Source organism: Nocardioides sp. YIM 152588, assembly GCF_040191335.1.
Classification (GTDB): Bacteria; Actinomycetota; Actinomycetes; order Propionibacteriales; family Nocardioidaceae; genus Nocardioides.
The window spans coordinates 80,399-105,925 of the sequence record NZ_JBEGDJ010000008.1 but is presented as its reverse complement, the minus strand read 5'-3'; the positions used below and the strand labels follow the sequence as shown (position 1 = coordinate 105,925).

The following is a 25,527-nucleotide window of genomic DNA, read 5'->3' as shown; positions in this document are numbered from 1 at the left end:
CCAATGTGTATCAGTTCCTTCTGGGCTCTTGAGGAGCTGGTGCCGATGTTTGGTTGCGCGAGAAGGGATCCTGATGGCTCGCCGCGCCTGTGGCCAGCGCCTGACGCTCGAAGGCGGCAACCGCATTGCGGGTGCCCGAGTACCTGACGGACAGAGTGTGCGCAGCCAGACTTGCCCGGTCGTTGTTCTAGGTGAGCCGCCCACAGGTTGCGGCCCGTCACCGCCGTTGCGGAGTTCGCGATTGTCTTGCCCGAACCACCGCCGGCCGGAGGGGCGATCGGTGGTGACTTGACTACTCTGGGTCCGCCGCGAAGTCGTCGTTCCTCTTGCCTGAAATCACCGACTCGTTTCGAGTGGACGTTAGGTCATGCTGTCGGTCGGCTGCGTCGTCGTCGACCTTCACCAACAGCCAGTTGCGCGAGTTCCCGCCGATCCTCGTCCGGGTCAGCGCGAAGCGCGGTGGAAGCGTTCGATCTTCCCGTTGGATTGCGGCCGGTAGGGCCGAGTCCGCTTCGGTGTGATCGCAAATTCTGCGCACGCGTCGCGCCAAGCGCAGGACCGGTACGCCGAGGTCGGCGAACCAAGCCACAGCTCGTTGCGGGCCCCCGATCGCGGTCGCGGCGCTCTCGTCGACGCAGATCTCGGCGTAGGCCGTCCGGGAGTGGTCATCGATCACCGTGTGCACGAAGCTGGTGCCGATCACGGGCCGTGAGAGCCTGCCTACGGCGCCGGTCCGATGTGCGGTGGCGATGCCGTTGGCTCGTCCGTGCTGGCGGCCCACGAAACGGTGGCCGCCGCCATCGGGGATGTTGGCGAACTTGGTGACGTTGACGTGGATCAGCGCCCCCGGGGGCGGGTGCTCGTAGCGGCGCAGGCTCGCCGGTGACCCGGTCGATGTGTGAGAGCCGCATGGTCTCCCGCGAGTGTGCTGCCAGATTCCTCAGCGCCACGGTTCGTAGTGTGCGAGGTGCTCACGCGCGCGGGTGCCCACATCCGGGACCCAAGAGGTTAAGCGTCTTCCGTGGGTCGGGTAGCGCCGCCGAGCCGTCGAGCACCGAGCGCCAGGACCATTTCCGCAACCGTGTCGGAGTCCGGATCGGTCCCGGCTGCAGCCTGGTGGACGGCCCCGGCGTACCGACGAAGCGAGTCGCGGTACCACCTCGTAGCAAGGCGAAGAAGCGCCGGCACAATCCCAGGGGCGGGTCCGCGGCGGATATTTAGAAGGTCTCCCCATGCGGCTGCCGCAAGGACCCCCAGGTCATCGTCCGGCGATCGGTACGGATCATCGTCGAGAAGGCGCAGTCCGCGATCGCTGTCTGGGTAGGCATCAAAGCCGTCGTCGTCGCCGTCTCCGTCGGTCTCGTGAACTTCTGTACCGGCGAACGGATCTGCGTCCGGCTGACGCCGAAGATACCGCTCGAAACCGCGCGCTTCCTCGCCGGGCTCACGAGGGTCATCTGGGCGTTCATACACGCTGGTCCATTCGTGCACGGTCAGTAGAAGAACCAGCCCGGCGACGCCGTGCATAGGAATCTGGACATAGTCGAGAGAACCATCGGCCGCGATCGCCGTTCCCCGCCAGAAGTCCTCGTCGTTGAGGAGCGGCGCTACTCGTTCATTGAAGAGTTCAATCCAATGCAGCAGCACGTCAGCGCCCGACGGGTCCCCGAGGCCCCAATGTTCCGCGAGACCGACTCGGGCGTCGTAGATCTCTCTCGCGGCGATCACAAATCCGCGTTGGAAGACCACTTGATAGGCCAGCCGATAGGACGACTTGACCTCGCGCGCGACCGAAGCCGCGCGCTCGGCGAGGTTGTCGTTGCCATATCGAGATATGTAGGCCTGGCGTCCTCGGTCGTCCTGCCCCAGCCAGAGTTCGTCCTGCGCGCCGAGGAGCCCGTCTTCTTCCAGGTCGCTGATCATTTGAGCGTAGGGGGCAAGTCGGGTCAGGGGCAGGGCGACAATCTGCCCGCGCGTGTCCGGGAACGCAGCAACTGCTGCTTCGAACTCGTCGGAGGTGAGCACGAAGGCGTCCTCACGATCCTCCGCGCCGGACAGCCGCTCGATGAGGTTCCGCCGGATCCACGGTGCCGAAGGTGCGAGTTCATCATCGACCCAGTTTATCCAGGTCCGCCATCGGTTCCAGTCTTGTTCCCCGGGGACCTTTTCCATACTTTGAACGACGAGTTGATGCAGGGCTCGGACCGTCGAGATTGCGGGCCATTCCAGGTCGTCGAACCGAGAACGTTCTGAGCGTGTCCAGTCGATGGAGGCCAGTGGGATTCGCGAGGGATTGGAGTGTGCCGCGGACGAGAACGAGCCGCCGATGCCGTCGGTCAAGACACGTCTCATAGCGACTGCCGAAAAGCTGACGTCATCCAGAAGGTATTGCCGCTCGCTACCTACACGCTTTGCATTCTTGTTAATGTCGGTAAAGATGGACCGGCTGGTTGCAATTATGGACTTTGGTGCGCCGCCCGGCGCGCGAAATCCCAACTCCTCGGTCGGTGCAACAATTAACACTGGAATTCGACTCTGGTCGGCCTCAAGGATCTGCGGGGCCCTGCCATGGAGGTTGCGCATCGCAGCGAAACGGTGCTGCCCATCAATGATTACCGCTCTGACAGTGTCGGGTTGCCAGAGCATGTGCCCGACTCCGCCACCCTTTAGTTCACGGATGATCACACCGCCGGCGCGCCGAACGATATAGCTGTCGTCCTCTAGGTCGAAGCTTGACGGCGCCTCAAGGGGTGGACCGAATTCATCCTGCGGGCGCCCGTCGGTAGAAGTTGGAAGTAGTACCACAGTCAGGCTGTTGAAGAACTTGATGCGTCCGGGTCGTCTAAGGTAGTCGACGATGTCTGCGCCAGCGCGTTCGTCGTCAAGTACCCGCTGCATCAACTCATCGAGCCGGACGGGATCGTCTGCATTGACGGGCAACTGGTGGGCGAGTACCAGGTCTCGAAGTGCCTCGGTCACAGTCATTGTTGCCGAGTAGTAGGGAATGAGCTGGCCTGCGAAGTTGTAATGTCCGGCCGTGTAAACAAATGGTCGGGTCCATGTGACGCCAGGGGTACCAGCCATGAGCTTCAGGTCCGACATCTAGTCCATCCTTACGTTGTAAACCGGTTGCGCCGCTCGAATGACGAGCGATTCGGCAAGGCTGATCTGAAGGTCCGTTTCATCGCCCTTCGTACCCGGCGGGTGCAGTGTCAAGCCGTCTGGTGGATGCATGATTGCAAGAAGTGTGACCAAGCAGTCATTGATGTCGAAGCCGTCCGCCTGGAGATCCTTTGCAAATCGCGTCTCATAATTGAAATGAGCTGGTATGCGGTTCTTGAAGTTGAGCGCCTTCCCAACATAAAGTGGGCGTTGAAAGAGCGATGTGGCAAGTAAGATCCAGCTCAACTCTGAGGCTCCTGCAGACACCAGTTTGTCCAGGCGTGCGTGGCTACTTGATGTAAGCGGCGATGGATCGTCGAAGATTTGCACTCGCCGGTAGCGTCCCAAGCGCCCTGCCTCTGGACGCTTGTCCCTGGTCGTCTGCAAGCGTGCCTGCATGGCTCGAAGGCGCTGTTGAGGAGTTAGTCCGGTCGTGTCGTCATCGACGCGCCGAGTCCAGACATAGATGCCCGAGGCCTCCGGCAGTGATTCCTTCAATACTGCTATTGAGCCTTGGCCCGCTCGACGACCATCGACCAGGTGCAGTCGGACTTGAGAGAAGAAGGACGTCACGCGCTATCGTCGGCCCAACTCAGCGTTCCATGAGACGCATTTTCTCGGACTACCTCCACGCCAGAGACCTCCCTGCAAGTGGCTCCTGTTCGCACCCACGCGTACATCATGGCAGGTGGGTCGTCCGGACAGGCCGCTCGCGACGTGTTGCGTCAGTGGTGGACGCGTCCCCGGTGGTTCGGAGGTCGGACCTTATGCGCGAACATGCGACGGATCTGTCTACCGCGCCACTGGCGATGAGCTTGGCGGTCGCCCGCCGAACCGGCGCGGGGGCATCGCCCCGTGGGAGAGCGGCAATGCCGTGGTCGCATTTGCCGGGTCAGCGGCGGGAACCTCGAGGCGTCGCGAATGACCCGTGTAGGTGATTGTCGCGGCTGGCCAGGCGCGGCCGAAACGCCGTCAGTCCTGGCGCGAAACCTATCGAGAACGATAGGTTTTCCGAAAGGAGGTTGTGCCGGTGGAGGTCGACGTCAAGGAGGCAGCACGCCGCCTCGGGATCAACGCCTCTCGGGTCCGGCAGTTGCTTCGCTCGGGCGATCTGCGGGGCCGTCGCCTTGGGAACCAGTGGCTGATTCCGGCCGAGGATGTGGCGCGGCTCGTGGGCAATCGCCGTGGCCCAGGCCGGCCGCTGGCGCCGAAGCGGGCGTGGGCGGTTCTCGACCTTCTCGATGGTGGACGGGCGGCGTGGCTTTCGGACTCCGCGCGGTCGCAGGTACGCCGGTATCTCGCCGACCTGGTCGCGCCGAAAGTGGACAACTGGCGGGCGGCGCTGCGAGCGCGGAGTCGGGTGCTCGATGTTGTCGCCCACCCGGCAGCCATCGACCGGCTGGGCCGCGTCAACGGCGTGCTTGCCGTCGGGCCGCTCGCGGCGGTCGATCGCGGGTTCGATCTCGTCGCTCTTGCGGAGCCGGTTCCGGAGTTCTACGTCGCTGAGGAACGGTGGCCCGACCTCGAGAGATCCCTGGCGCTGAGGGAGGGGCCGGAGGCCAATCTGAGGATCCGCCTCCCGAACGAGGTCTGGCCCTTCGTCGACGCCGCCTCCGAACAGGGGGAAGTCGGCGACGCCGTGTTGGCGGCCGATCTCCTCGATGCGGCGGAGCCGCGGGCCGTCGCCGCGGGTGCTGCGCGGCTGGATGAGCTGCTCGCCGAATGGCAACGCGATCGAGCCCTCGGATGACCGCGGTGGTCGAGCTGCCCGCCTTGCCGCCGCCGGTCGACCAGTTGTGGCACACGCTCCTCGACCTCGGCGACGAGCTCGACGTCCCGTGGGCGCTGATTGGCGGTCAGATGGTGTTGCTCCATGCGATCGAGAACGGTCAGGTGCCGCCGCAGATCAGCCAGGACGGCGACGTGATCGCGGACGTCCGGGCTGCGCCCCACGCCTTGACCCGCGTCGTGGCCGGACTCGAGGCATTGGGTCTTGAGCTGCAGACGATCAGCGCCGACGGGCTCGCGCACCGGTACATCCGGGCCGCCGAGCCGCGACCGGTGGTGATCGACGTCCTTGCGCCCGAGGGGCTGGGGGAGCGGGCCGATCTGACCACGACACCGCCGGGACGGACCATCGAGGTGCCCGGCGGCACCCAGGCGCTCCGGCGCACCGAGCTGGTCACCGTCGTTCATGAAGGGCGCCGCGGCACGATCCCGAGGCCCTCACTGCTGGCCGCGATCGTCGGGAAGGCGGCAGCGACGGCGCTACCCGGCCCGGAGCGTCACTACCGCGACCTCGCACTGCTCTGCGCACTCGCCCCGGACCCGTTCGAGCTGGCCGAGCAGATGACCCGCAAGGACCAGCAGCGGCTCCGGCTGGCAAGCAGTCTTCTTGACGACGGGCACCCCGCCTGGCTGCTCGTTCCCGCCCCGATCAGGAGTGCGGGGCAGATCGCCTACGGGGTGCTTCACGGTTGATTCGGCGGTAGCATGGGCGTTGTCCTGGAGGGCGTCGATCCCCGGGACCCGCGCTCGCGGAAGACCGAGAGATCGGTCGAATGAAGCCATCTGAAGCACCCGAATGAGGGCGCACTTTGGGCGCGGTTCGAATCGCGAATCGCATCACGGGTGAAATTGCAGACGAACTCGCCGACACTCATGAACCCGCAGGTCAACCGCGGTTTTGTGCCGGATCAAGCAACGCGATCCAGACATTTTCTCCCACGCTCAGGAGCCCAGATGCTGTTGCGATGACGCACCACGTCGAGTGCGTCGCCCTGATCACCCCCACCGCCTGAGCTCGTGCGCAGTCGGCGGCATTGCGCGCCCGGGCCAAGGGTCGGTGCGGCCGGCGCCCCTACATTGACCCCGTGCACCCTTCGATGAACGACGTTGACCTCGCCGCGACGCTGGCCCGCCGGGCCGGCCGCACGGCCCACGAGATGCTGCAGGCCGGGGTCGAGGGATGGCGGAAGTCGTCGGCCGGGGACCTGGTGACCGCGGCGGACCACGCCGCGGAGGAGCTGGTCGCCGCGGCGCTCGCCGAGGCCCGCCCCGGTGACGGCGTGGTGGGCGAGGAGGGGGCCGCGAGTGAGGCGACGACCGGTCGGACCTGGTTCGTCGACCCGGTCGACGGCACCTACAACTTCGTCAACGGGTTGACCTGGTGGTGCTCCGCGCTGGCGCTCCAGGAGAGCGGGGAGGTCGTGCTCGGCGCGGTCTACCACCCGCACGACGACCAGGTCTGGGTGGGCGGGCGCGACCTGCCGACCGCCCGCAACGGCGAGGCGGTGGCCCGGTTGGCGGACCGCAGCCTGGCCGACTGCTCGCTGACGACGTACCTGCACCGCAGCTACTTCGCCTCGGCCGACGTGGCCGAGCCGTTCGGCTCGGTGGCCGCCGCCGCCAAGGTGGTCCGCGCGGGCGGGTCGGGGTCGATGGACCTGGCGGCGGTCGCCGACGGACGCCTGGACCTGTGGTGCCAGCACGACGCGGCGGAGTGGGACTGGATGCCGGGCTTCGCCCTCGTCGAGGGGGCCGGGGGAGCCGTCGCCCACGTCGAGGCCCGGGGGATCACCTGGTCGCTGGCGGGTCCGCCGACCGCGGTGCGGGAGGCCGCCGACCTCCTGCGGTCGGCCTGAGATCTATCAGGCGTCGGGAGCGCTCTCCCGCACGACCAGGTGCGGGGACAGCACGTCGTGGCGGTCCTCGGTGCGGCCACCGATGCGCTCGGTGAGCATCTCGACGGCGCGGGCGCCCATGGCCGTGCGCGGCTGGTGGACGCTGGTCAGCCGTGGCCGGGCGCGGCGGGCCAGCATCGAGTCGTCGTAGCCGACCACCGCGAGCTGGGCGGGTACGCCGATCCCGTGGTCCCACGCGTGGTCGAGCACGTCGGAGGCCTCGACGTCGTTGCGCGCGAAGACCGCGTCGTACCCCTCCGCCAGCGCGTCCCCGAGCGCCGGGTCGAGGGAGCCGTCGCGCTCGCGGGTGAGCACGCGGGTGTGGGGCCCGAGCCCGTGCGCGCGCATCGCGTCCTCGTAGCCGCGGCGCCGGGCGAGGCCGGCCGGTCGCACCGACGAGGTGACATGGAGGATCCGCGTGTGCCCGCGCGCGGCGAGGTGGCCGACGGCCAGCGCCGCCCCCGCCTCGTCGTCGTTGTTGACCGAGTCGATGCCCTCCACGGGCTCCAGGGAGCGGCCGATCATCACGACGTGGGCGCGCCGTGAGGCGGCCTGCAGCATGGCCGGGTCGGCCCACGACGAGATCACCACGATGCCGTCCAGGTTGAGGTCGAGGAGCGCGTCGATCCGCTCCTTGAGCTGTCCTCCCGTGCGGTTGCCGTGCGCCAGGAGCACGCTGAGGCCGGCCGTCTCCGCGGCTTCCTCCACGGCCCCCACGACCTCGGTGTGGTAAGGGTTGTCGAGGCTGGTCAGCGCCACCCCGAGCCGCATCGTGCGCCGCTCCCGCAGCGCGCGGGCGAGGACGTCCGGCCGGTAGCCGATCTCCTCGGCCACCCGCAGGATCCGCTCCCGTGTCCGCGCCCCGACGCCGGGGTCGTCGCGCAGTGCGAGCGACACGAGCGACTTCGAGACCCCGGCGCGCTCGGCGACGTCGAGGATCGTCGGTCGCCGCCTGGCCGGCGCGGCTGGTCTGTCGGAGGCGGTCACCCCCCTTTCCTACTCCTGATCGCAAGGCGTCGCCCTACCGCGATCTGGAACGTTCCAGATGCTCGTCTCCCGTTCACCTTCCCGATGCGCAACAGGCCCCGCGGCGTACGGACGCGTTCCTAACTTCATCGCCCGTGACCGCCACTTCCGCGCCCGACCTGACCGTCCGACCCGAGGCCCTCCTCCTCGACTTCGGTGGCGTCGTCTTCGAGACCCGCAAGCGTCCGGAGGCGATGGCGGAGTTCGCGGCGCACGTCGCGCAGGTGCTGGCCCGCGCCGGACACGCCGTCGACCCGGAGGCGCTCGTCCCCGTGCTGCAGGGCGGCAAGAAGGCCCTCAGCGACTGGAAGAACGCCGCCAGCCGCCGCCCGCACCCGCGCGAGCTGACCCACCGCGAGATCTGGCGGGACTTCTACGCCTCCCCGCTCCCGCCGGCCGAGCGCGAGGTGCTCGTCGGCGAGGCGGGGGAGCTGCAGGAGTGGATCACGCTCGCCGTCTCCGAGCACGTCGTACGCCCCGGCATCCGCGAGCTGCTCGCCCTCGCCGCCGAGATCGACATCCCGGTCGGCATCGTCTCGAACGCCCACGGCGGCCGCGCGCACCGCCGGCTGATGGAGCGCCACGGCCTCGCCGAGCACTTCGGTGTGCAGGTCTATTCCGACGAGGTCGGCATCCGCAAGCCGAACCCCGACATCATCGAGCTCGCCGCCGCCGCGCTGGGCACCACGGCCGCGCGCTCGTGGTACGTCGGCGACACCTTCGACCGCGACGTCGCCTGCGCCCGCCGTGCCGGCGCCGCGGCGGTCATCCTCACCCGGCACCACTCCACCGACCGGGTCCCGTTCGCGATCGCGGACGTCCCCGACCGCGAGTTCGCCACGCCGGAGGGACTCGTCCCGCTCCTGCGCGCCACCCGGCCCGGCGCCTTCGCCCCGCCGGCGGCGCCGGCACCGGTCGAGGACAGCAAGCTGCCGAGCGCCCTCCTGCTCGACCACGGTGGCGTGATCTCGACGTCCACGCAGGACCCCGCGGGACGGCGCGGCTTCGCCCACGACCTGGCCGCCGGCCTGCGCCGCGCCGGCTGGCACCTGTCCGACGCGGACGCCGAGGCCGTGGTGCGGGAGACGGTCGCCGCGCACAAGCAGTGGAAGAAGGACCGCCGCCTCGACGCCGAGGACGGGGCCGTGCCAGAGATCGACCCGACGACCTACTGGGTCGGCCTGGCGGCGCCGCTGGTCGAGGCGCGCGTCGTCGGCGACCACGCCGGCGTGCGTGCCTGGCTCCGCGCCGAGGCGCACGCCCTCAGCGTCGCGTGGGGCCGGATCAAGTCCGTCTCGACGCTGCGCCCCGGCGTGCGCGAGCTCTGCGTGGCCGCCCGTTCGGCCGGCGTACCGATCGCGATCGTGTCCAACACCGTCAGCGGGCGCAGCGTGCGCGAGAAGCTCGCCGCCCACGGCCTCGACCACCTGGTCGGCGCCAGCGTCTACTCCGACGAGCTCGGCCGCCGCAAGCCCGACGCCCTCGTCGCCCTCACCGCGTGCCGCGCGCTCGGTGTCGACCCGGCGCGCGCGGTCCTCGTCGGCGACAAGCCCGCCAACGACGTCGTCTCGGCCCGCGGCGCCGGCGTCGGAACGGCGGTGATCGTCCGCGGGGGCAGCCTCGCCGACGCCGAGCTCGACGCGATCCTCGCCGACCCCGACTCGCCCCAGCGCCCCGACCTCGTGGTCGAGGAGATGGGCGAACTGATCGACGCGCTCCACCTGCGTCCGTGAACACCCACCCACTGCACCCCACCCGAAAGGCACGAACCGTGTCCCTCCCCGACACCGCGAACGACTTCCGCGGCCGGCTCGCCGGCGGCGACCAGCTGTCCGCCTCGCAGAAGCTGATGATCCTCGTCCTGTCGATGACGCTGTACGGCGTCGGCGACCTCGTCTGCCAGATCGTGCCCACGCTGGAGGCCGGGCCGTTCGAGATCGGGGTGTCCTACTTCGCGTTCATCGCCGTCGTGCTCGCCGCCCTGCTCAACCCCTTCTGGGTGGCGCTGGGCGCGCCCCTGGGCGAGCTGGTCTTCTCCGACATGCTGCTCGGCGACTTCGGCGGCTTCAGCGAGCTCGAGGGCTTCCTGCAGACCGCGCTGGCGATCTTCGTCGCCGGGACGATCGTGAAGAACCCCCTCAACCGCAAGCAGCTGGCCATCGCCTCGGTGGTCCTGGTGCTCGTCGACAAGCTCACCGGCGGTGTCGTCGACATCCTCAAGGTCGTCGTGGGCATCGACCCCGAGACCCTGGAGGACGCCGACGGACTCTACTCCACCCTGCTGTTCGTCGAGGGCGCCGACATCGTCATCACCGTGATCTTCTCGGGCATCCTGTTCGGCGCGCTCCCCGCCATGTGGCTCGCCCCGCGCCTCTACGGCAAGCTCGAGCCGATCATGGGCCTGCGCCCGCGCGACCCGCAGAACCCGCCGAAGATGGAGGGCCCGGCCGGCGTGAACATCTGGATCGTCGGCGCCCTCGTCTTCCTGGTGGCCGGTGCGATCACGATGTTCGCGCAGTGGGAGGAGTACGTCGGTCGCGAGGGCATCGGGACCCTCGGCGCCTTCGAGCCCGACTACCTCGACCAGTTCGGCGACTTCTACCTGTGGCTCGCCGTCCTGATCGCGGCGGCCGTCGGCTTCGGCGCCTTCATCGTGATCAAGGTGCTCCACGGCAAGGGCTCGGCGACCGCCGGTCCCGGCGACGAGGCCTGAGCGATGCCGACGTCGTCGACCATGACCATCGAGGACCGCCGCGCGGACGAGGCCACGGACCTGCCTGCGATCGAGATCCGCAACCTCCGGTTCAGCTATCCCGGCGCCGACGCCGAGTCGCTGCGCGGGGTCGACCTCACGATCAGGAGCGGCGACTTCGTGGCCGTGGTCGGCGGCAACGGATCGGGCAAGACCACCCTCTGCAAGACCTTCAACGGGCTGATCCCGCACTTCTGGAACGGCGACATCTCCGGGACCGTGCGGATCCAGGGCCGGCCGACGGCGGACCGCACCGTCGGCGAGATCGCCAACCAGGTCGGCTACGTCTTCCAGGACTTCGGCAACCAGCTGGTCCGGCCCCGGGTGCGCGACGACGTCGCGTTCGCGCCGATCAACTTCGGCCACGCCGACTGGGAGCGACGCGCCGACGGCGCGCTCGCCGCGCTCGGCATCTCCCACCTCGCCGGGCACTACACCTGGCAGCTCTCCGGTGGACAGCAGCACCTCACGGCGCTGGCGGGCGCCCTGGCGCTCAGCCCGTCGATCCTGGTCGTCGACGAGCCCGCTGCGGAGGTCGACCCGCTGCGGGCCACCGCCATCTACGACCACCTCGCCCGGCTCAACGCCGAGCTCGGGATCACCGTCATCGTGATCGAGCACCACGCGGAGCTGGTCGCCCGCTATGCGAAGTCCGTCGTCCTGATGGCCGACGGACTGGTCCGGTGGCACCTGCCGGTCGGGGAGGCACTCTCGCGCACCGAGGACCTGGAGGCCGCCGACATCCCGGCACCCCAGGTCGTCGCCGCGGCCCGTGCCCTGCTGCCGGAGGTCGCGCGCGGAGCGCGGCAGGTCCCGCTCACGGTCGAGGCCGCCGCCTCGATGCTCGGTGGGCGCCCGGCCGCGGCGGTGGCGGGCACCCGCCCTCCCGCCGCCGCGCCGTCGCCCGATCGTGGGGTCGTCGCCGAGCTGGACGGGGTGACCCACGGCTACATCGCCGTCGACGGTGGCCGGTCGAAGGTGATCGACGGCCTCTCGCTCCGCCTGCACGACGGGGAGCGGGTCGCCCTCGTCGGCACCAACGGCGCCGGCAAGTCGACGCTGCTGTCGGTCATGGCCGGGCTCGCCGTCCCCTCCGCCGGCAGCGTCGTCGTCGACGGCAACGACACCCGTGCGATCACGGCCGCCGAGCTGGCCGACAGCGTGTGCTACCTGGTGCAGCGACCGGAGGAGATGTTCCTCCAGGACTCGATCCGCGGCGACATCGCGATGTTCCCCGCCGGGCGCGGCCTCGCCGACACCGAGGAGCTGGTCGACCGGGTCCTGGCGCGGATGAACCTGACCGACCTGCAGGAGCGGGACGGCCGGATGCTCTCCGGGGGCCAGCAGCGTCGCGCCACCCTGGCAGTGGCGCTGGCGATGCGGCCACGTCTGCTGCTCCTCGACGAGCCGACGTCGTCGTTGGACCTGCGCGCGCGCGACGACGTCATCGGCCTGCTCACCGCGCTCTCGGAGCACATCCGCTGCACCGTCGTGGCCACCCACGACATGCACCTGGTCGCCGAGTGGGCCGACCGGGTGATCGTGCTCGACGAGGGCGCGATCATCGCCGACACCGACCCGGCGAGCCTCTTCGCCTGCTCCGAGACGCTCCGGCAGGCGCGTCTGGTGCCGCCGCAGGTCGCCCAGCTCGGCGCCGCGCTCGGCCTCTCGCCCGTCCCGCTCAGCGTCGCCGACCTCGTCGACCGCCTCCGCCCCGCCTCCGAGGAGTCCGCATGACCACGATCGTCGACGGAGCGCCGGCCGCCGCCATCGAGGGCGGCCGCCGCCGTACGGGTCGCGACCGCGCCTCCGTGGAGTGGGTCAAGGTCGAGCTGATGCGGGTCGCCTATGCCACCCGCGGTGGCTTCCTGGCCCGCCGCGATCCGCGCGCCGTGCTCGGGTGGTACGTCATCCTCGCCGTCGCGCCCTGGCTCACCTACTCCGAGCCGACCCTCGCCATCCTCGGCGTCGTGGCGCTGGCCAGCGCGCTCGCCGCCCGCATCGGCCCCCTCCTGCTGGGGCTGTTCCTGCTCGGCATCCTGGGTCAGCTCGCCTACCTGGGCGTGATGGTGCTCGTCTTCGGCGGCAACGCCAGCGCCGTCGAGGGGCTGCTGGAGGTCTCGCTCAAGCTCGCCATCATCTCGCTGGCCAGCATGGCGGCCTTCGTCTCGCTCGATCCCGAGAAGCTCGCCGACGGCCTGGCTGCGCTCCGGGCGCCGGCCGTGCTGGGCTTCGCGGTGTCCTACGCCTACCGCATGGTTCCGCTGCTCATCGACGAGCTGCAGACGATCATCGACGGCCATCGGCTGCGCGGCGCGCCGCCCGCCGGGCACGGGTTCCTCGGCTGGCGGACGATGCGCCGCGTCGGCCTGGTCGCTGTGCAGTCCTTCTACCCGTTGTTCCTCAACACCGCCAAGCGCACCCGGACCACGGTCGAGGCGCTGGAGACCCGCGGCTTCACCCTCACCGGCGGCGCCAGCCCGGAGGGGCGCAGGCTGCGGCTGGCCGGGCTGCGGTTCACCTGGGCCGACGGCCTCCTGCTGGTGCTCACCCTGGCCGTGGTCGTCCTCGCCTTCGTGGCGGGTCGCGTCCTCGGCTGAGGGGCCGCGCACCGACCGGAAGGCCGCGTCCGCCAGGAGCGCCGGAACCGCCGCTACCGTGGGCGGCGTGCTGGAGGACTTCGTCATCGCCCGCAACACCGAGCCCGGGTAGACGCTGCCGTACCTCCTCCGCATCCCGCTCGGGGACGGGATCATCCTGAAGGCGAAGGACACCTGGCCGCGTACCGGCCAGGTCTACTGCCACCGGGTAGAGGAGTGGCCGGCCGACGCCGAGATCGTCGAGCGGGTGAAGGTGCGCTCCTGCGTACGTCGAGGCGCCGCGATCGACCTGGTGCTCGACCGGGGCCGGGAGAACCGCTCCCAGCTGGTGGTGACGAACGCCCGCGGTCGGCAGATGATCTTCTGGCAGACCTCTCGCACCTCCAAGCAGGCACGTCCGGCGGTGACCCTGCCCGGCGCTCGGGCCAGCGGGGTCGCGGACCTGGAGATCGCGGTCGACATCCGCGAGCGCTATCCGTTCACCTTCGCGGACCGGCAGGCCACCACTCGGCGCGAGCCGCTCGCCGCCGGCGACTACGGACTCGTCGTCGACGGGGTGCTGCAGGCGGCGGTGGAGCGCAAGTCGCTGGCCGACCTCGTCGCGTCGCTGACCTCCGGGAAGCTCAAGTTCCAGCTCACGGAGCTGTCCGCGATCCCGCGCGCCGCGGTCGTCGTCGAGGAGCGCTACTCACAGGTCTTCAAGCTCGACCGTGTCCGGCCCAGCGTCGTGGCCGACGGGATCGCCGAGTGCCACATCCGGTTCCCGGGCGTTGCGATCGTCTTCTGCGACACCCGCAAGCTCGCGCAGGAGTGGACGTACCGCTTCCTCGCGGCCGCTCGGGCCGGCCTCTCCGAGGAGCTGGTCGGCGACCTCGCCGTCCGAGGCCTCGAAGGCGCGCCGCCGCTAGCGCCGGCGCCGCCGACGCCTGCTGACGTACGGGCCTGGGCGAGGAGGAACGGCGTCCTCGTCTCCGACAAGGGCAGGATCCCGGCCGCCGTCATGGATCAGTACCTCGACGCCCGCGCCCGAGGCGAGACCTGATCCGAGGGTTCACCTGTCGTACCCGCAAGAGCCGACCTCCGAGGTCGTCCCTGCGGCATCATCGGCCGCGAGCACGCCAGGGGAGAGGACACAGGTGGGCGACCCGGAGGCAGGGGCGGTCGAGGAGCAGCGCCGGCGGGGCGTCACTCGCCGGAGGTTGCTGCTGGGCACCGGCGCGGCGCTGGGGCTCGGCGCCGCCGGGCTGGTGGCGGTCGACCGCGAGGTGCTGCCTGGGCGGTCGCTGCTCTACCGGACGCTCCAGCACGACGGCACGGACGGCGTCGTCCCCGACGTCACGCCCGGCCCGTCGGTCACGGGCTCGTTCGCCTCGGCCGCCCGCGGCACCACGGTCGGGTGGACCATCGCCCGGCCGCCGGGCGCGCCGCGGCGGCTGCCGGTGGTGGTGGTGCTGCACGGGCGCGGTGGCACCCACGCGACGCCGTTCCGCGCCGGCCACCTGGCGCTGGACCGGTTCCTCGCCGCGGCGGTCGCCGACGGCGTACCGCCGTTCGCGCTGGCGAGCGTCGACGGCGGCGACGCGTACTGGCACGACCGGGCCGACGGGGACCGCTGCGAGGCGATGGTGCTGGAGGAGTTCCTCCCGCTCCTGGACGAGCAGGGCCTCGATATCCGGCGGATCGGCTTCTTCGGGTGGTCCATGGGTGGGTTCGGGTCGCTCCACCTGACCCACGTCCTCGGGGCCGACCGGGTCGCCGGGGTGGCGGTGATGAGCCCCGCGCTGTTCCGGGCGTACGCCGACACCACACCGGGTTCCTACGACGGCGCGGCGGACTTCGACCGGGTCACCGTGATGCGCCAGCAGGCAACGTTCGCGGACATCCCGCTGCGCGTCGACTGCGGGGTGAGCGACCCGTTCTACGCGGCCGACCGCGAGTACGTCGCCGGCTTCGCCGACCCTCCGGCCGGTGGGTTCGAGCCCGGCGGCCACACCGTCGGCTACTGGCGGCGGATTGCGCCGTACGCGCTGGAGCACCTGGGGCGCGCGCTCGCGTGAGGTGGTTTCGAGGCTCGCTTCGCTCGCACCTCAACCACCGGCAGGGCTCGCTTCGCTCGCACCTCAACCACCGGCAGGGCTCGCTTCGCTCGCACCTCAACCACCGGCCGGCTCGCACCTCAACCACCGGTGGGATCAGCGCACCACGTCGTAGACCAGCTTCTGGATCCCGTTCGCGTACGACTCGCTCTCGACCAGTCGCAGCATCTGCTTGTCCTTGTCGGTGTCGCTGAAGATCCGCTTGCCGGCCCCGAGGAGGAGCGGGAAGACCAGCAGGTGGTACCGGTCGATCAGGCCGGCGTCCGACAGCGACCGCCCGAGGGCGGCGCTGCCGTGCATCGAGATCGGGTCGCCGTCGGTCTCCTTCAGCGCCGCCACGTCGTCGACGGAGCGGAGGATCGTGGTCTCGCCCCAGCCGTCGACGAGGTCGGACTCCTCGAGGGTGGTGGAGACGACGTACTTCGGCATCGCGTTGTAGCGGGGGAACTCCTCGGTCATCGACGGCCAGACCGGCGAGAACGCCTGGTAGCTGACGCGGCCCATCAGCATCGCGGTCGCCTCCTCCTGCTCCCGGCCCTTGATCTCGTAGGCCTCGGGGACGAAGTCGAGATCCTGGAACGTCCAGCCGCTGCTGCGGTGGCCGGGCTCGCCGCCGGGGGCCTCGACGACGCCGTCGAGCGAGACGAAGGCGGTGCTGATCAGGGTGCGCATGGGTTTCTCCTCGGGAGGTTCGCGGATCCGGCTCATCCTCTCCACGAACGGGCGAGGGCCGCTACGACTCCTCTTCCGGTGGTGGTTTCGAGGCTCGCTTCGCTCGCACCTCAACCACCGGGTGCCCTCCGCTGGACCTCATGTCCACGTGAAGTCCTAGCGTTGCGCCCATGAGCATGGAGATGGTGGCCCGGCAGCAGATGTTCCGCCGGTCCCACGGTACGGAGCAGGGCGGTGCGTTCTCGTGGGCGACCGCGCGGCGGGTGCTGGCGTTCGCGCGGCCGCACCGCCGCGAGCTGGCCGGGTTCCTGGCGCTGAGCGTGGCGACCGCGGTGCTCGCCGTCGCCACCCCGGTCCTCGCCGGCCGGGTGGTCGACGAGATCGTGGCGGGCTCGTCCAGCCGGACCGTCGCGCTGCTGGCCGGAGCGATCGCCGTCGTCGCCGTGGTCGACGCCGGGGCCGGCCTGCTGATGCGCTGGTTCTCCTCCCGGATCGGTGAGGGGCTGATCCTCGACCTGCGCACCACGGTCTTCGACCACGTCCAGCGGATGCCGGTGGCGTTCTTCACCCGCACCCGCACCGGCGCCCTCGTCAGCCGCCTCAACAACGACGTGATCGGCGCCCAGCGCGCGTTCAGCGACACCCTCTCGGGCGTGGTCGGCAACCTGGTGATGCTGGTGCTGACCCTCGGCGTGATGCTGCGGATCTCCTGGCTGGTCACCGTGCTCGCGCTGGCGATGCTGCCGGTCTTCGTGATCCCCGCCCGCCGGATGGGCACCCGCCTCGCCGGCATCCAGCGCGAAGCGGCCGACCACAACGCCGCCATGGGCAACCAGATGACCGAGCGGTTCTCCGCGCCCGGCGCGACCCTGGTCAAGCTGTTCGGCCGCCCCGACCAGGAGTCGGCGGAGTTCGCCGGCCGGGCGCGCCGGGTCGCCGACATCGGCGTGAAGACCGCGATGGTCCAGACGACCTTCGTCACCTCGCTGACGCTGGTCTCCGCGCTCGCCGTCGCGGTCGTGTACGGCGTCGGCGGCGTCGGCGCGCTGCGCGGCTCGCTCGAGGCCGGTGCCGTGGTGACTCTCTCCCTGCTGCTGGCCCGCCTCTACGCCCCGCTGACCGCGCTGGCCAACGCCCGCGTCGAGGTGATGTCCGCGCTGGTCAGCTTCGAGCGGGTCTTCGAGGTGCTCGACCTCGAGCCGATGATCGCCGAGCCCGACGAGCCCCGCACCCTGCCCGAGGGCGCGCTGACCATCGAGTTCGACGACGTCCGCTTCGCCTACCCGGCCGCCGACAAGGTCTCGCTCGCCTCCCTGGAGGACGTCGCCGTGCTCGACACCCGCGGAGGCGAGACGGTGCTGCACGGCATCTCGTTCACCGCCGAGCCCGGCCAGATGGTGGCCATGGTCGGCTCCTCGGGTGCCGGCAAGTCGACCATCGCCCAGCTCGTCCCGCGCCTGTACGACGTCGACGCCGGCGCCGTACGCCTCTCCGGTGTGGACGTGCGCGACCTGACGGCGGCCGACCTGCGCGGCGCGGTCGGCGTGGTCACCCAGGACGGCCACCTCTTTCACGACAGCATCCGCGGCAACCTGGCGCTGGCCCGGCCCGAGGCGACCGACGCCGAGCTCTGGGAGGCGCTGGAGCGCTCGCGCCTCGCCGACCTGATCCGCTCGCTGCCCGACGGCCTGGAGACCGTGGTGGGGGAGCGCGGGTACCGGCTCTCCGGCGGCGAGCGGCAGCGCCTGACCATCGCCCGGCTGCTGCTCAAGCGGCCCCGCGTGGTGATCCTGGACGAGGCGACCGCCTCGCTCGACTCCACCTCCGAGGCAGCCGTGACCGCGGCGCTCGGGGAGGCGCTGGACGGCCGCACCGCGCTGGTGATCGCGCACCGGCTCTCCACCGTCCGTGCCGCCGACCTGATCCTGGTGATCGAGGCGGGCGTGATCGTCGAGCGCGGGACGCACGGGGAGCTGCTGGCCGCGGGCGGGCGCTACGCGGAGCTGTACCGGACCCAGTTCGCCGAGGACGCGGCCGTCGGCTGAAGGCTCGGGCTCGGGCTCGGGCTCGGGCTCCGGCTCGGGCTCGGGTGGTCGGTGGTCGGGTGGGCGCCGTCTGTCGGGTCGTGTGCCTGACACCTACCTATAGGTCGTTGTCAGGCACACGACGCGACCGGGGGCCCGTCGGGGCGCCCCCACTCGCTCCAGGACCCGTCGTAGACGGTGAGGTCGGAGACGCCGCTCAGGTGCGCGGCGAGGGCGATGCCGCAGGCGGTGACGCCGGAGCCGCACGTCGTGACGATGCGTTGTGCGTCGGCCCGAGCCTCACCGACGAGCGCCGCCAGCTCGCCGGGAGCGCGCAGGTGCCCGTCGACGAGCAGGTCGGTCAGCGGCAGGGACCGGGAGCCGGGCATGTGGCCGCCGCGCAGCCCCGGTCGCGGCTCCGGCGCGGTGCCCTCGAACCGCTCGCGGGACCGGGCGTCGAGCACCGCGACGCCGGGATCGGCGAGGAGCGCGAGCACCTGCTCCCGGTCGACGAAGGCGCCCGGGTCGGGGTGCGCGACGAAGTCGCCCTGGCGGTCGGGCTCGTCGTCGGTCCCGGAGGCGGGCGCGCCGAGGGCCTCCACGGGGTAGCCGTGCGACCTCCAGCCGGGGAGCCCGCCGTCGAGGACCGCGACCCGGTCGTGCCCCATCGCGCGGAACATCCACCAGGCCCGGGGGCTGGAGTAGATCCCGGCGGCGTCGTACACGACCACGAGGGCGCCGGCGTCGACGCCGAGCCTGCGGACCTGGGCCTGGAACTGGGCCGCCGGGATCATGGTGTGTGGGATCGGCACGTCCGCCCGCGAGAACTCGCCGTCGATGTCGAACACCCGGGCCCCGGGGATGCCGTCGGTGTGGCCGCGGTACGGGTCGATGCTGGCGTCGAGCACGACGAGGTCGGGGCGGCCGGCCTCCAGCTGTTCGTGCAGCCACGGGGCCGAGACCAGTGCGTCGACGTCAGCATCCATGGCGGCAGTCTGCACCGTCGGCGCGCCCCCCCCGGTGGTCGGGTCGTGTGCCTGACGCCTCCCCATAGCGGGGTCTCAGGCACACGACCCCGCCCAGCCGCCGGGACAACCGCCGGGACAACCGCCGGGACAACCGCCAGGACAGCCGCCGCCCTCACCGCTGCGCGGCGTAGATCCGCCGCACCACGTCCTCGATGTCGGGCTCCTCGATCGCCAGGTCGCGCACCTCGACCCGCTCCGCGATCGCGGCCAGCACCCGTGCGGCCGTGGTCGACTCCGGGTCGAACGACAGCCGTTGGCGCAGCCCGTTCCCCTCGCTGCCGAGGTGCCGGGTGGCGGGGATGCCGAGCAGGTCCGCGATGGGCGCGACGAGGTCGACCACCAGCACCCGCTCCGCGCCGACGGTCCGGGACAGTCCCGGCAGGTCGCCGTCGTACGCGAGGCGCCCGCGGTCGATCACCAGCACCCGCTCGCAGAGCCGCTCGATGTCGCCCATGTCGTGGGTGGTGAGCAGCAGGGTGGTGCCGTGCCGGGCGCGCTCGGCGACGAGGAACTCCCGCAGCCGCTGCTTGGAGAGCACGTCGAGGCCGATCGTCGGCTCGTCGAGGATCACCAGCCGCGGGGCGTGCTGCAGCGCGGCGGCCACCTCCGCCCGCATCCGCTGGCCGAGGGAGAGCTGGCGCACCGGAGTACCGAGGAAGTCAGCCAGCTCCAGGTGCTCGACCAGCTCGTCGAACCGCTCGCGCTCCTCGGCTGCCGAGAGATGGTGGATCGCGGCCAGGATCCGGAACGACTCGCGCACCGGCAGGTCCCACCAGAGCTGGGAGCGCTGCCCGAAGACGACGCCGACCTCCCGGGCCAGGCGCCGCCGGTCGGGGACCGGCCGCAGGCCGCAGGTGGTCACGGACCCCGCGGTCGGCACCAGGATCCCGGTGAGCATCTTGATCGTGGTCGACTTCCCGGCACCGTTGGCGCCGATGTAGCCGACCGACTCGCCCGCCGCGATCCGCACCGACAGGTCGTCGACCGCGGTGATCCGTCGCCGTCGTACGCCGGCGCGGACCGAGAACTCCCGGGTCAGCCCGTCGGTCTCGATGATCGTCCCGTCCACACCCATCCCCGTCATCCTCCCGCTCCGCGGCTCCGTCATCCTCCCGCTCCGCGGTAGTGCCGCACGCCGGCCCGCCAGGCCAGCAGCGCGATGAGCCACGTCCACACCGCGGCCAGCGGAGCGCACCAGCCCAGCCACCCCGGCATCCACTCCGGCCCGGGCAGCCCGAGCAGCGTGACGACCGGCAGGAAGCCGGTGAACGCCATCGGGAAGACGAAGCCGAACAGCACCTTCAGCGGCTTGGACCAGACGGACGCGGGCTGGGTGGCGGCGTACCGGCCGCCGTAGACGAACGCGTTGGTGGCCTCCGCGCCGTCGACCAGGAAGAACTGGCAGCCGGCGGCCCAGACGAACATCGCGCAGAACGTCGCGTAGGCGCTGACCAGGGCCAGCGCCAGCAGCGCCACGTGGCCGGCCGTCCAGTCGATGTCGTTGATCGCGATCCCGGCGACCAGGGCCGTCAGGCCGACGCAGGCCCGGGCGAGGCGGCGCAGGCTGATGTCGGAGGTGATCAGCTGCAGCAGCAGCGGCTGGGGGCGCAGGTAGAAGACGTCGAGGGTCCCGGCGCGCAGGTAGGTCGGCAGGTTGTCGCAGTGGCCGAAGGAGAGGTCGGCGAGGGAGAAGCAGAGGTCGGCGATCCCGAAGACCAGCAGCATCTGGGGGAACTGCAGGCCGCCGAGGCTGACCACGTTGTGGAAGATCACCCACACCTCGGCCAGCTCGATGATCCCCACGAGGAGCGAGCTGAGCAGGTCGGTGGCGAAGTTGGCGCGGTAGCTGCGCTGCGAGCGTGCGCGTGACGCGAGCACCGCGCGGTACGGCCGCAGCCGGTCGCCGACGCCCGCAGGACCCGCGTGGGGGAGCGCGTCAGCCACCCTGCACCTCCAGCCGGCGCCGCCCGCCGCGGGTGAGCAGTTGACCGACCAGCGCGACCGCGACGAGCCAGGCGACCTGGGCGGCGACCAGCCCGACGGCGTCGAGGCCGGTGACGCGCCCGGACAGCACGTCGACCGGGTACATCATCATCGCCGGGAACGGCGTCGCCTGGGCCAGCGCCTGCAGCCAGGCGGGGAAGAGATAGATCGGCACGTACAGCCCGGCCAGGAACCCGGAGACGACCATGTAGAGCACCTGCACCCCGCGGGTCTCGACCAGCCAGAAGCCGGAGACGCCGACCAGGTAGACCGTCGCCGCCGAGACGACGATCCCGAGCAGGAGGCTCACCGCCCCGAGCAGGTACGCCGACAGGCTGGGCGGTCCGGCCATCCCGACGAGCAGCGCCCCGATCAGCACCGAGGGGAGGCCGCGGGGGATCAGGGCGAAGAGCGCCTGGCCGACCTCGTTGACCACCGACGCGGCGTGCACGTCGACCGGGCGCAGGAAGTCGACCGCGACCTGCCCGTCCTTGATCCGCTCGGCGAGGTCGGAGCGACCGAACAGGTTGACCGAGCCGAGCAGCCCCTGGGAGAGCCAGATGTAGGTGCTCATCGTCGCGACGTCGTACCCGGCGAGCTCGCCGCCGGCGGCCTCGACGGTGGCGAACAGGATCGAGACCTTGAGCAGCCCGAAGGTCACGTTGGCGACCAGGCCGCCGAGCGCCGCGAGCCGGTAGGTGGACTGGCGCCGGAAGCCGGCGACGAGGATCCGCCAGTAGACCCGGACCGTCGCGCGCACGAGGGGCGACGCTACCGGAGCCGGGCCCTTCGGACGCGGCACGCCGGACCCTTGGTTGGCTCGCGCCACGAGGTGCGGTATCTTGATGTCAAGATATCCCGGAGCGCCCCGCTCCGCCGGACGGTTAGGTCTGCCTCACTACCGGCGCGGTTGCGGGCGGCGGCAGGATGGTCGGAGGCGACCGGACCGGCCCCGGGAGAACCTCGAGCCGGATCAACGAATCAGGACGGAGACGCTATGGCCAGCGTGAACAGCTTCGGTGCGAAGAGCACCCTCGACGTCGAGGGGAAGGCCTACGAGATCTTCCGCCTCGACGCCGTCAAGGGCGAGGGGCTCGACGTCGCCTCGCTGCCGTACTCCCTCAAGGTGCTGCTGGAGAACCTCCTGCGGACCGAGGACGGCGCGGACATCACCGCCGACGACATCAAGGCGCTGGCGGGCTGGGACGAGACCGCGCAGCCCGACAAGGAGATCCAGTTCACGCCCGCCCGCGTGATCATGCAGGACTTCACCGGCGTCCCGTGCGTCGTCGACCTCGCCACCATGCGCGAGGCGATGGCCGACCTGGGCGGCGACGCCACCAAGATCAACCCGCTCGCGCCGGCCGAGATGGTCATCGACCACTCCGTCATCGCCGACGTCTTCGGCACCCCCGAGGCGTTCGAGCGCAACGTCGAGATCGAGTACCAGCGCAACGGCGAGCGCTACCAGTTCCTGCGCTGGGGCCAGGGCGCCTTCGAGGACTTCAAGGTCGTCCCGCCGGGCACCGGCATCGTCCACCAGGTCAACATCGAGCACCTCGCCCGCGTCGCGTTCACCCGCGAGGTCGACGGCGTGCTGCAGGCCTACCCCGACACCTGCGTCGGCACCGACTCCCACACCACCATGGTCAACGGCATCGGCGTCCTGGGCTGGGGCGTCGGCGGCATCGAGGCCGAGGCCGCGATGCTCGGCCAGCCGGTCTCCATGCTCATCCCGCGCGTCGTCGGCTTCAAGCTGACCGGCGAGCTGCCGGACGGCTCGACCGCCACCGACCTGGTGCTCACCATCACCGACATGCTGCGCCAGCACGGCGTGGTCGGGAAGTTCGTCGAGTTCTACGGCGAGGGCGTCTCGGCGCTGCCGCTGGCGAACCGGGCGACGATCGGCAACATGAGCCCCGAGTTCGGCTCCACCTGCGCGATCTTCCCGATCGACGGCCAGACCACCGACTACCTGCGGCTCACCGGTCGCTCCGAGGAGCAGATCGCGCTCGTCGAGGCGTACGCCAAGGAGCAGGGCCTCTGGCTCGACCCGGCCGCCGAGCCCCGCTTCTCCGAGAAGCTCGAGCTCGACCTCTCGACCGTGGTGCCGAGCATCGCCGGCCCGAAGCGTCCCCAGGACCGGATCGAGCTCTCCAACGCCGCCACGGCGTTCGGCGAGGCGCTGCCGACCTACTCCGAGAACGCGGACGTCAAGGTCCCGGTCACCCTCGAGGACGGCACCTCCTTCGAGCTGGAGAACGGCGCGGTCACGATCGCCTCGATCACCTCCTGCACCAACACCTCCAACCCGTCGGTCATGATCGGCGCCGCCCTGCTGGCCAAGAAGGCCGTCGAGAAGGGCCTGCAGCGCAAGCCGTGGGTCAAGTCGACGCTGGCGCCGGGCTCGAAGGTCGTCTCGGACTACTACGAGAAGGCCGGCCTCACGCCGTACCTGGACAAGCTCGGCTTCAACCTCGTCGGCTACGGCTGCGTCACCTGCATCGGCAACTCGGGCCCGATCATCCCCGAGGTCTCCGCCGCGGTGAACGAGCACGACATGGCCGTCGTCTCGGTGCTCTCGGGCAACCGGAACTTCGAGGGTCGGATCAACCCCGACATCAAGATGAACTACCTGGCCTCGCCGCCGCTGGTCATCGCCTACGCCCTCGCCGGCAACATGAACGTCGACCTGTTCAACGACGCTCTCGGCCAGGACGGCGACGGCAACGACGTCTTCCTGCACGACATCTGGCCGACCCCGGCCGAGGTCGAGGAGACCATCGCCGGCGCGATCAACTCCGAGATGTTCACCAAGGACTACGCCGACGTGTTCGCCGGCGACGAGCGGTGGCGCTCGCTGCCCACGCCGGACGGCAACACCTTCGAGTGGGACCCGAGCTCCACCTACGTCCGGAAGGCGCCGTACTTCGACGGCATGCCGGACACCCCGGAGCCGGTCACCGACATTGACGGCGCGCGCGTCCTGCTCAAGCTGGGCGACTCGGTCACCACCGACCACATCAGCCCCGCCGGCGCGATCAAGAAGGACAGCCCGGCCGGTCAGTACCTGACCGAGAACGGCGTCGAGCAGCGTGACTTCAACTCCTACGGCTCGCGCCGCGGCAACCACGAGGTCATGATCCGCGGCACGTTCGCGAACATCCGCCTGCGCAACCAGATCGCGCCGGGCACCGAGGGCGGCTTCACCCGCGACTTCACCATCGAGGGCGGCCCCGTCACCTTCGTGTACGACGCGAGCGTGAACTACCAGGCCGCCGGCGTTCCGCTGGTCGTCCTGGCCGGCAAGGAGTACGGCTCCGGCTCGTCCCGCGACTGGGCGGCCAAGGGCACCTCGCTGCTGGGCGTCAAGGCCGTCATCGCCGAGTCCTACGAGCGGATCCACCGCTCGAACCTGATCGGCATGGGCGTCATCCCGCTGCAGTTCCCGGCGGGCCAGAACGCCGAGAGCCTGGGCCTGACCGGCGAGGAGACCTTCTCCATCACCGGCATCACCGCGCTCAACGACGGTGTCACGCCGAAGACGGTGAAGGTGAAGGCCGGCGACGTCGAGTTCGACGCCGTGGTCCGCATCGACACCCCCGGTGAGGCGAACTACTACCGCAACGGCGGCATCATGCAGTACGTGCTGCGCAACCTGCGGAAGGCCTGATCACCTGATCGGCTGACCGCGGAGCGGTACGACGGCCCGTCACCCCTCGTGGGTGGCGGGCCGTCGCGCCTCCCACCATCGGCGCGACCGCCTCGGCAGGATGGCGCGGTGATCACGCGCTCCCGCCGCCCCGCCCGGTTCCTCCTCCCCGCGGTCCTCCTCGGGTCGGTGCTGGTCGCCGGGTGCGACGCGTCGACCGAGCCGACCGCGGTCACCGTGCCGGCCGAGGAGACCACCAGCGCGGCGCCGACCACGACGTCGGTGGCCCCGACCACCGAGGCTCCGGAGCCGGAGACCACCGGCGCCGCGCCGAGCGCCCAGGCGGGCGGGTCCGACGGGCCCGCCGAGCCCGACGAGGACTCCGGCAGCGGTGGCGCGGCCCGCCCGGCGACGTACGCCGAGGCGGAGAAGCGGATCACCGCCCAGATCACCGCGGGGGCCACGCTCAGCGCCGACGTCCGCTTCTCCACCCCCGGCGACGCCGTCTACTGCCTGCTCGAGGGGTTCATCGCCTGCGAGCTGGGCAGCGGCGCCGTCGCCGACCCCGAGGTCTGCGGCTCTGCGCTCGGCGACGCCGTCGGGCGGATCGAGATCACCGACCAGGGCGCCCTGCCCCAGTGCAACACCGACACGATCCGCGAGCCCGGCGCGCCGACCGTCTCCCCGCCGGCCGTGGTGACCGCGGGAGCCGTCACCTGCGCGGTGGAGAGGATCGGCGTCACCTGCGTCGACGAGTCCACCCGCACCGGCTTCTTCCTGACGCCGGGGGACTACGCGACCTTCGGCTGAGCGGCCCCCGCGTCGGTTCGGCGCGGCCGCTAGCGTGGG

Annotated in this window: 20 protein-coding genes and 1 pseudogene; 12 read left to right on the top strand and 9 right to left on the bottom strand. The window is 70.7% G+C overall.

The genetic code is table 11. The features are described from left to right. Nucleotides 1–456: 456 nt before the first annotated feature. From ABLM29_RS06625 to ABLM29_RS06615, 3 genes and pseudogenes are all read right to left on the bottom strand, one after another. Nucleotides 457–908 (bottom strand): annotated as a pseudogene (locus tag ABLM29_RS06625) (transposase family protein); the annotation flags it as partial. A gap of 100 nt (nt 909–1,008) precedes the next feature. Further along, the gene (locus tag ABLM29_RS06620) at nt 1,009–3,102 is read right to left on the bottom strand and encodes a DNA sulfur modification protein DndB (protein WP_349713211.1); all 2,094 of its coding nucleotides are present in this window, start codon (nt 3,100–3,102) and stop codon (nt 1,009–1,011) included. Then, nucleotides 3,103–3,735 (bottom strand): GIY-YIG nuclease family protein, encoded by a 633-nt coding sequence (locus ABLM29_RS06615; RefSeq protein WP_349713210.1) that lies wholly within the window; start codon nt 3,733–3,735, stop codon nt 3,103–3,105. It abuts the gene before it with no gap. A gap of 457 nt (nt 3,736–4,192) precedes the next feature. On the opposite strand from ABLM29_RS06615, the gene ABLM29_RS06610 reads away from it, so the two are divergent. The 3 genes from ABLM29_RS06610 (at nt 4,193) to ABLM29_RS06600 (ending at nt 6,806) form a co-directional block, all read left to right on the top strand. Next, nucleotides 4,193–4,912 (top strand): helix-turn-helix domain-containing protein, encoded by a 720-nt coding sequence (locus ABLM29_RS06610; RefSeq protein WP_349713209.1) that lies wholly within the window; start codon nt 4,193–4,195, stop codon nt 4,910–4,912. A 5-nt stretch (nt 4,913–4,917) separates the two neighbouring features. Then, nucleotides 4,918–5,643, top strand: coding sequence for a hypothetical protein (locus ABLM29_RS06605; RefSeq protein ID WP_349713208.1), 726 nt, complete (start codon nt 4,918–4,920; stop codon nt 5,641–5,643). Nucleotides 5,644–6,047: 404 nt separating this feature from the next. Then, nucleotides 6,048–6,806 (top strand): inositol monophosphatase family protein, encoded by a 759-nt coding sequence (locus tag ABLM29_RS06600; RefSeq protein WP_349713207.1) that lies wholly within the window; start codon nt 6,048–6,050, stop codon nt 6,804–6,806. Nucleotides 6,807–6,812: 6 nt separating this feature from the next. On the opposite strand, the gene ABLM29_RS06595 is transcribed toward ABLM29_RS06600, so the two are convergent. Beyond that, the gene (locus tag ABLM29_RS06595) at nt 6,813–7,832 is read right to left on the bottom strand and encodes a LacI family DNA-binding transcriptional regulator (protein WP_349713206.1); all 1,020 of its coding nucleotides are present in this window, start codon (nt 7,830–7,832) and stop codon (nt 6,813–6,815) included. A gap of 134 nt (nt 7,833–7,966) precedes the next feature. Here ABLM29_RS06595 and ABLM29_RS06590 point away from each other — a divergent pair, with 134 nt between their 5' ends. From ABLM29_RS06590 to ABLM29_RS06565, 6 genes are all read left to right on the top strand, one after another. Continuing rightward, the gene (locus ABLM29_RS06590; protein ID WP_349713205.1) at nt 7,967–9,604 is read left to right on the top strand and encodes an HAD family hydrolase; all 1,638 of its coding nucleotides are present in this window, start codon (nt 7,967–7,969) and stop codon (nt 9,602–9,604) included. A gap of 38 nt (nt 9,605–9,642) precedes the next feature. Further along, a complete protein-coding gene (locus ABLM29_RS06585) occupies nt 9,643–10,584 on the top strand; it encodes a DUF8171 family membrane protein (RefSeq protein WP_349713203.1) in 942 nt (313 codons plus the stop codon). 3 nt (nt 10,585–10,587) lie between these two features. Continuing rightward, on the top strand, nt 10,588–12,360 hold the full coding sequence (locus tag ABLM29_RS06580) for an ABC transporter ATP-binding protein (protein WP_349713202.1): 1,773 nt from the start codon (nt 10,588–10,590) through the stop codon (nt 12,358–12,360). Next, nucleotides 12,357–13,223, top strand: coding sequence for an energy-coupling factor transporter transmembrane component T family protein (locus ABLM29_RS06575; RefSeq protein WP_349713200.1), 867 nt, complete (start codon nt 12,357–12,359; stop codon nt 13,221–13,223). Before ABLM29_RS06580 ends, ABLM29_RS06575 begins: the two co-directional genes overlap by 4 nt. 247 nt (nt 13,224–13,470) lie before the next feature. Further along, nucleotides 13,471–14,265: an ERCC4 domain-containing protein gene (locus tag ABLM29_RS06570; protein WP_349713199.1), complete on the top strand. Its 795-nt coding sequence runs from the start codon at nt 13,471–13,473 to the stop codon at nt 14,263–14,265. 94 nt (nt 14,266–14,359) lie between these two features. Beyond that, nucleotides 14,360–15,280 carry an alpha/beta hydrolase gene (locus ABLM29_RS06565; RefSeq protein ID WP_349713198.1) on the top strand — a complete coding sequence of 307 codons (921 nt, stop codon included), beginning with the start codon at nt 14,360–14,362 and terminating at the stop codon, nt 15,278–15,280. 135 nt (nt 15,281–15,415) lie between these two features. Here ABLM29_RS06565 and ABLM29_RS06560 read toward each other — a convergent pair whose 3' ends face one another. Beyond that, a complete protein-coding gene (locus ABLM29_RS06560) occupies nt 15,416–15,991 on the bottom strand; it encodes a dihydrofolate reductase family protein (RefSeq protein WP_349713197.1) in 576 nt (191 codons plus the stop codon). A 170-nt stretch (nt 15,992–16,161) separates the two neighbouring features. On the opposite strand from ABLM29_RS06560, the gene ABLM29_RS06555 reads away from it, so the two are divergent. Beyond that, entirely contained in the window at nt 16,162–18,036 is a 1,875-nt protein-coding gene (locus ABLM29_RS06555; protein ID WP_502889178.1) for an ABC transporter ATP-binding protein, read from the top strand. A 110-nt stretch (nt 18,037–18,146) separates the two neighbouring features. On the opposite strand, the gene ABLM29_RS06550 is transcribed toward ABLM29_RS06555, so the two are convergent. From ABLM29_RS06550 to ABLM29_RS06535, 4 genes are all read right to left on the bottom strand, one after another. Continuing rightward, nucleotides 18,147–19,001: a sulfurtransferase gene (locus ABLM29_RS06550; RefSeq protein ID WP_349713196.1), complete on the bottom strand. Its 855-nt coding sequence runs from the start codon at nt 18,999–19,001 to the stop codon at nt 18,147–18,149. 154 nt (nt 19,002–19,155) lie between these two features. Next, a complete protein-coding gene (locus ABLM29_RS06545) occupies nt 19,156–20,118 on the bottom strand; it encodes an ABC transporter ATP-binding protein (protein WP_349713195.1) in 963 nt (320 codons plus the stop codon). A 29-nt stretch (nt 20,119–20,147) separates the two neighbouring features. Continuing rightward, a complete protein-coding gene (locus ABLM29_RS06540; protein WP_349713193.1) occupies nt 20,148–20,987 on the bottom strand; it encodes an ABC transporter permease in 840 nt (279 codons plus the stop codon). Continuing rightward, nucleotides 20,980–21,786 carry an ABC transporter permease gene (locus ABLM29_RS06535; protein WP_349713191.1) on the bottom strand — a complete coding sequence of 269 codons (807 nt, stop codon included), beginning with the start codon at nt 21,784–21,786 and terminating at the stop codon, nt 20,980–20,982. Before ABLM29_RS06535 ends, ABLM29_RS06540 begins: the two co-directional genes overlap by 8 nt. Before the next feature lie 237 nt (nt 21,787–22,023). On the opposite strand from ABLM29_RS06535, the gene acnA reads away from it, so the two are divergent. Together acnA and ABLM29_RS06525 are read left to right on the top strand one after the other, a co-directional pair. Next, nucleotides 22,024–24,699, top strand: coding sequence for an aconitate hydratase AcnA (gene acnA / locus ABLM29_RS06530; protein WP_349713190.1), 2,676 nt, complete (start codon nt 22,024–22,026; stop codon nt 24,697–24,699). A 108-nt stretch (nt 24,700–24,807) separates the two neighbouring features. After that, nucleotides 24,808–25,488: a hypothetical protein gene (locus ABLM29_RS06525; RefSeq protein WP_349713188.1), complete on the top strand. Its 681-nt coding sequence runs from the start codon at nt 24,808–24,810 to the stop codon at nt 25,486–25,488. Nucleotides 25,489–25,527 lie beyond the last annotated feature (39 nt).

Bases quoted from the DNA above. Each gene is read 5' to 3' on its own strand.
- ABLM29_RS06545 (WP_349713195.1), bottom strand. From the start codon at position 20,118: ATGGGTGTGGACGGGACGATCATCGAGACCGACGGGCTGACCCGGGAG.
- acnA (WP_349713190.1), top strand. From the start codon at position 22,024: ATGGCCAGCGTGAACAGCTTCGGTGCGAAGAGCACCCTCGACGTCGAG.
- ABLM29_RS06575 (WP_349713200.1), top strand. From the start codon at position 12,357: ATGACCACGATCGTCGACGGAGCGCCGGCCGCCGCCATCGAGGGCGGC.
- ABLM29_RS06580 (WP_349713202.1), top strand. From the start codon at position 10,588: ATGCCGACGTCGTCGACCATGACCATCGAGGACCGCCGCGCGGACGAG.
- ABLM29_RS06620 (WP_349713211.1), bottom strand. From the start codon at position 3,102: ATGTCGGACCTGAAGCTCATGGCTGGTACCCCTGGCGTCACATGGACC.
- ABLM29_RS06560 (WP_349713197.1), bottom strand. From the start codon at position 15,991: ATGCGCACCCTGATCAGCACCGCCTTCGTCTCGCTCGACGGCGTCGTC.
- ABLM29_RS06555 (WP_502889178.1), top strand. From the start codon at position 16,162: ATGAGCATGGAGATGGTGGCCCGGCAGCAGATGTTCCGCCGGTCCCAC.
- ABLM29_RS06550 (WP_349713196.1), bottom strand. From the start codon at position 19,001: ATGGATGCTGACGTCGACGCACTGGTCTCGGCCCCGTGGCTGCACGAA.
- ABLM29_RS06600 (WP_349713207.1), top strand. From the start codon at position 6,048: ATGAACGACGTTGACCTCGCCGCGACGCTGGCCCGCCGGGCCGGCCGC.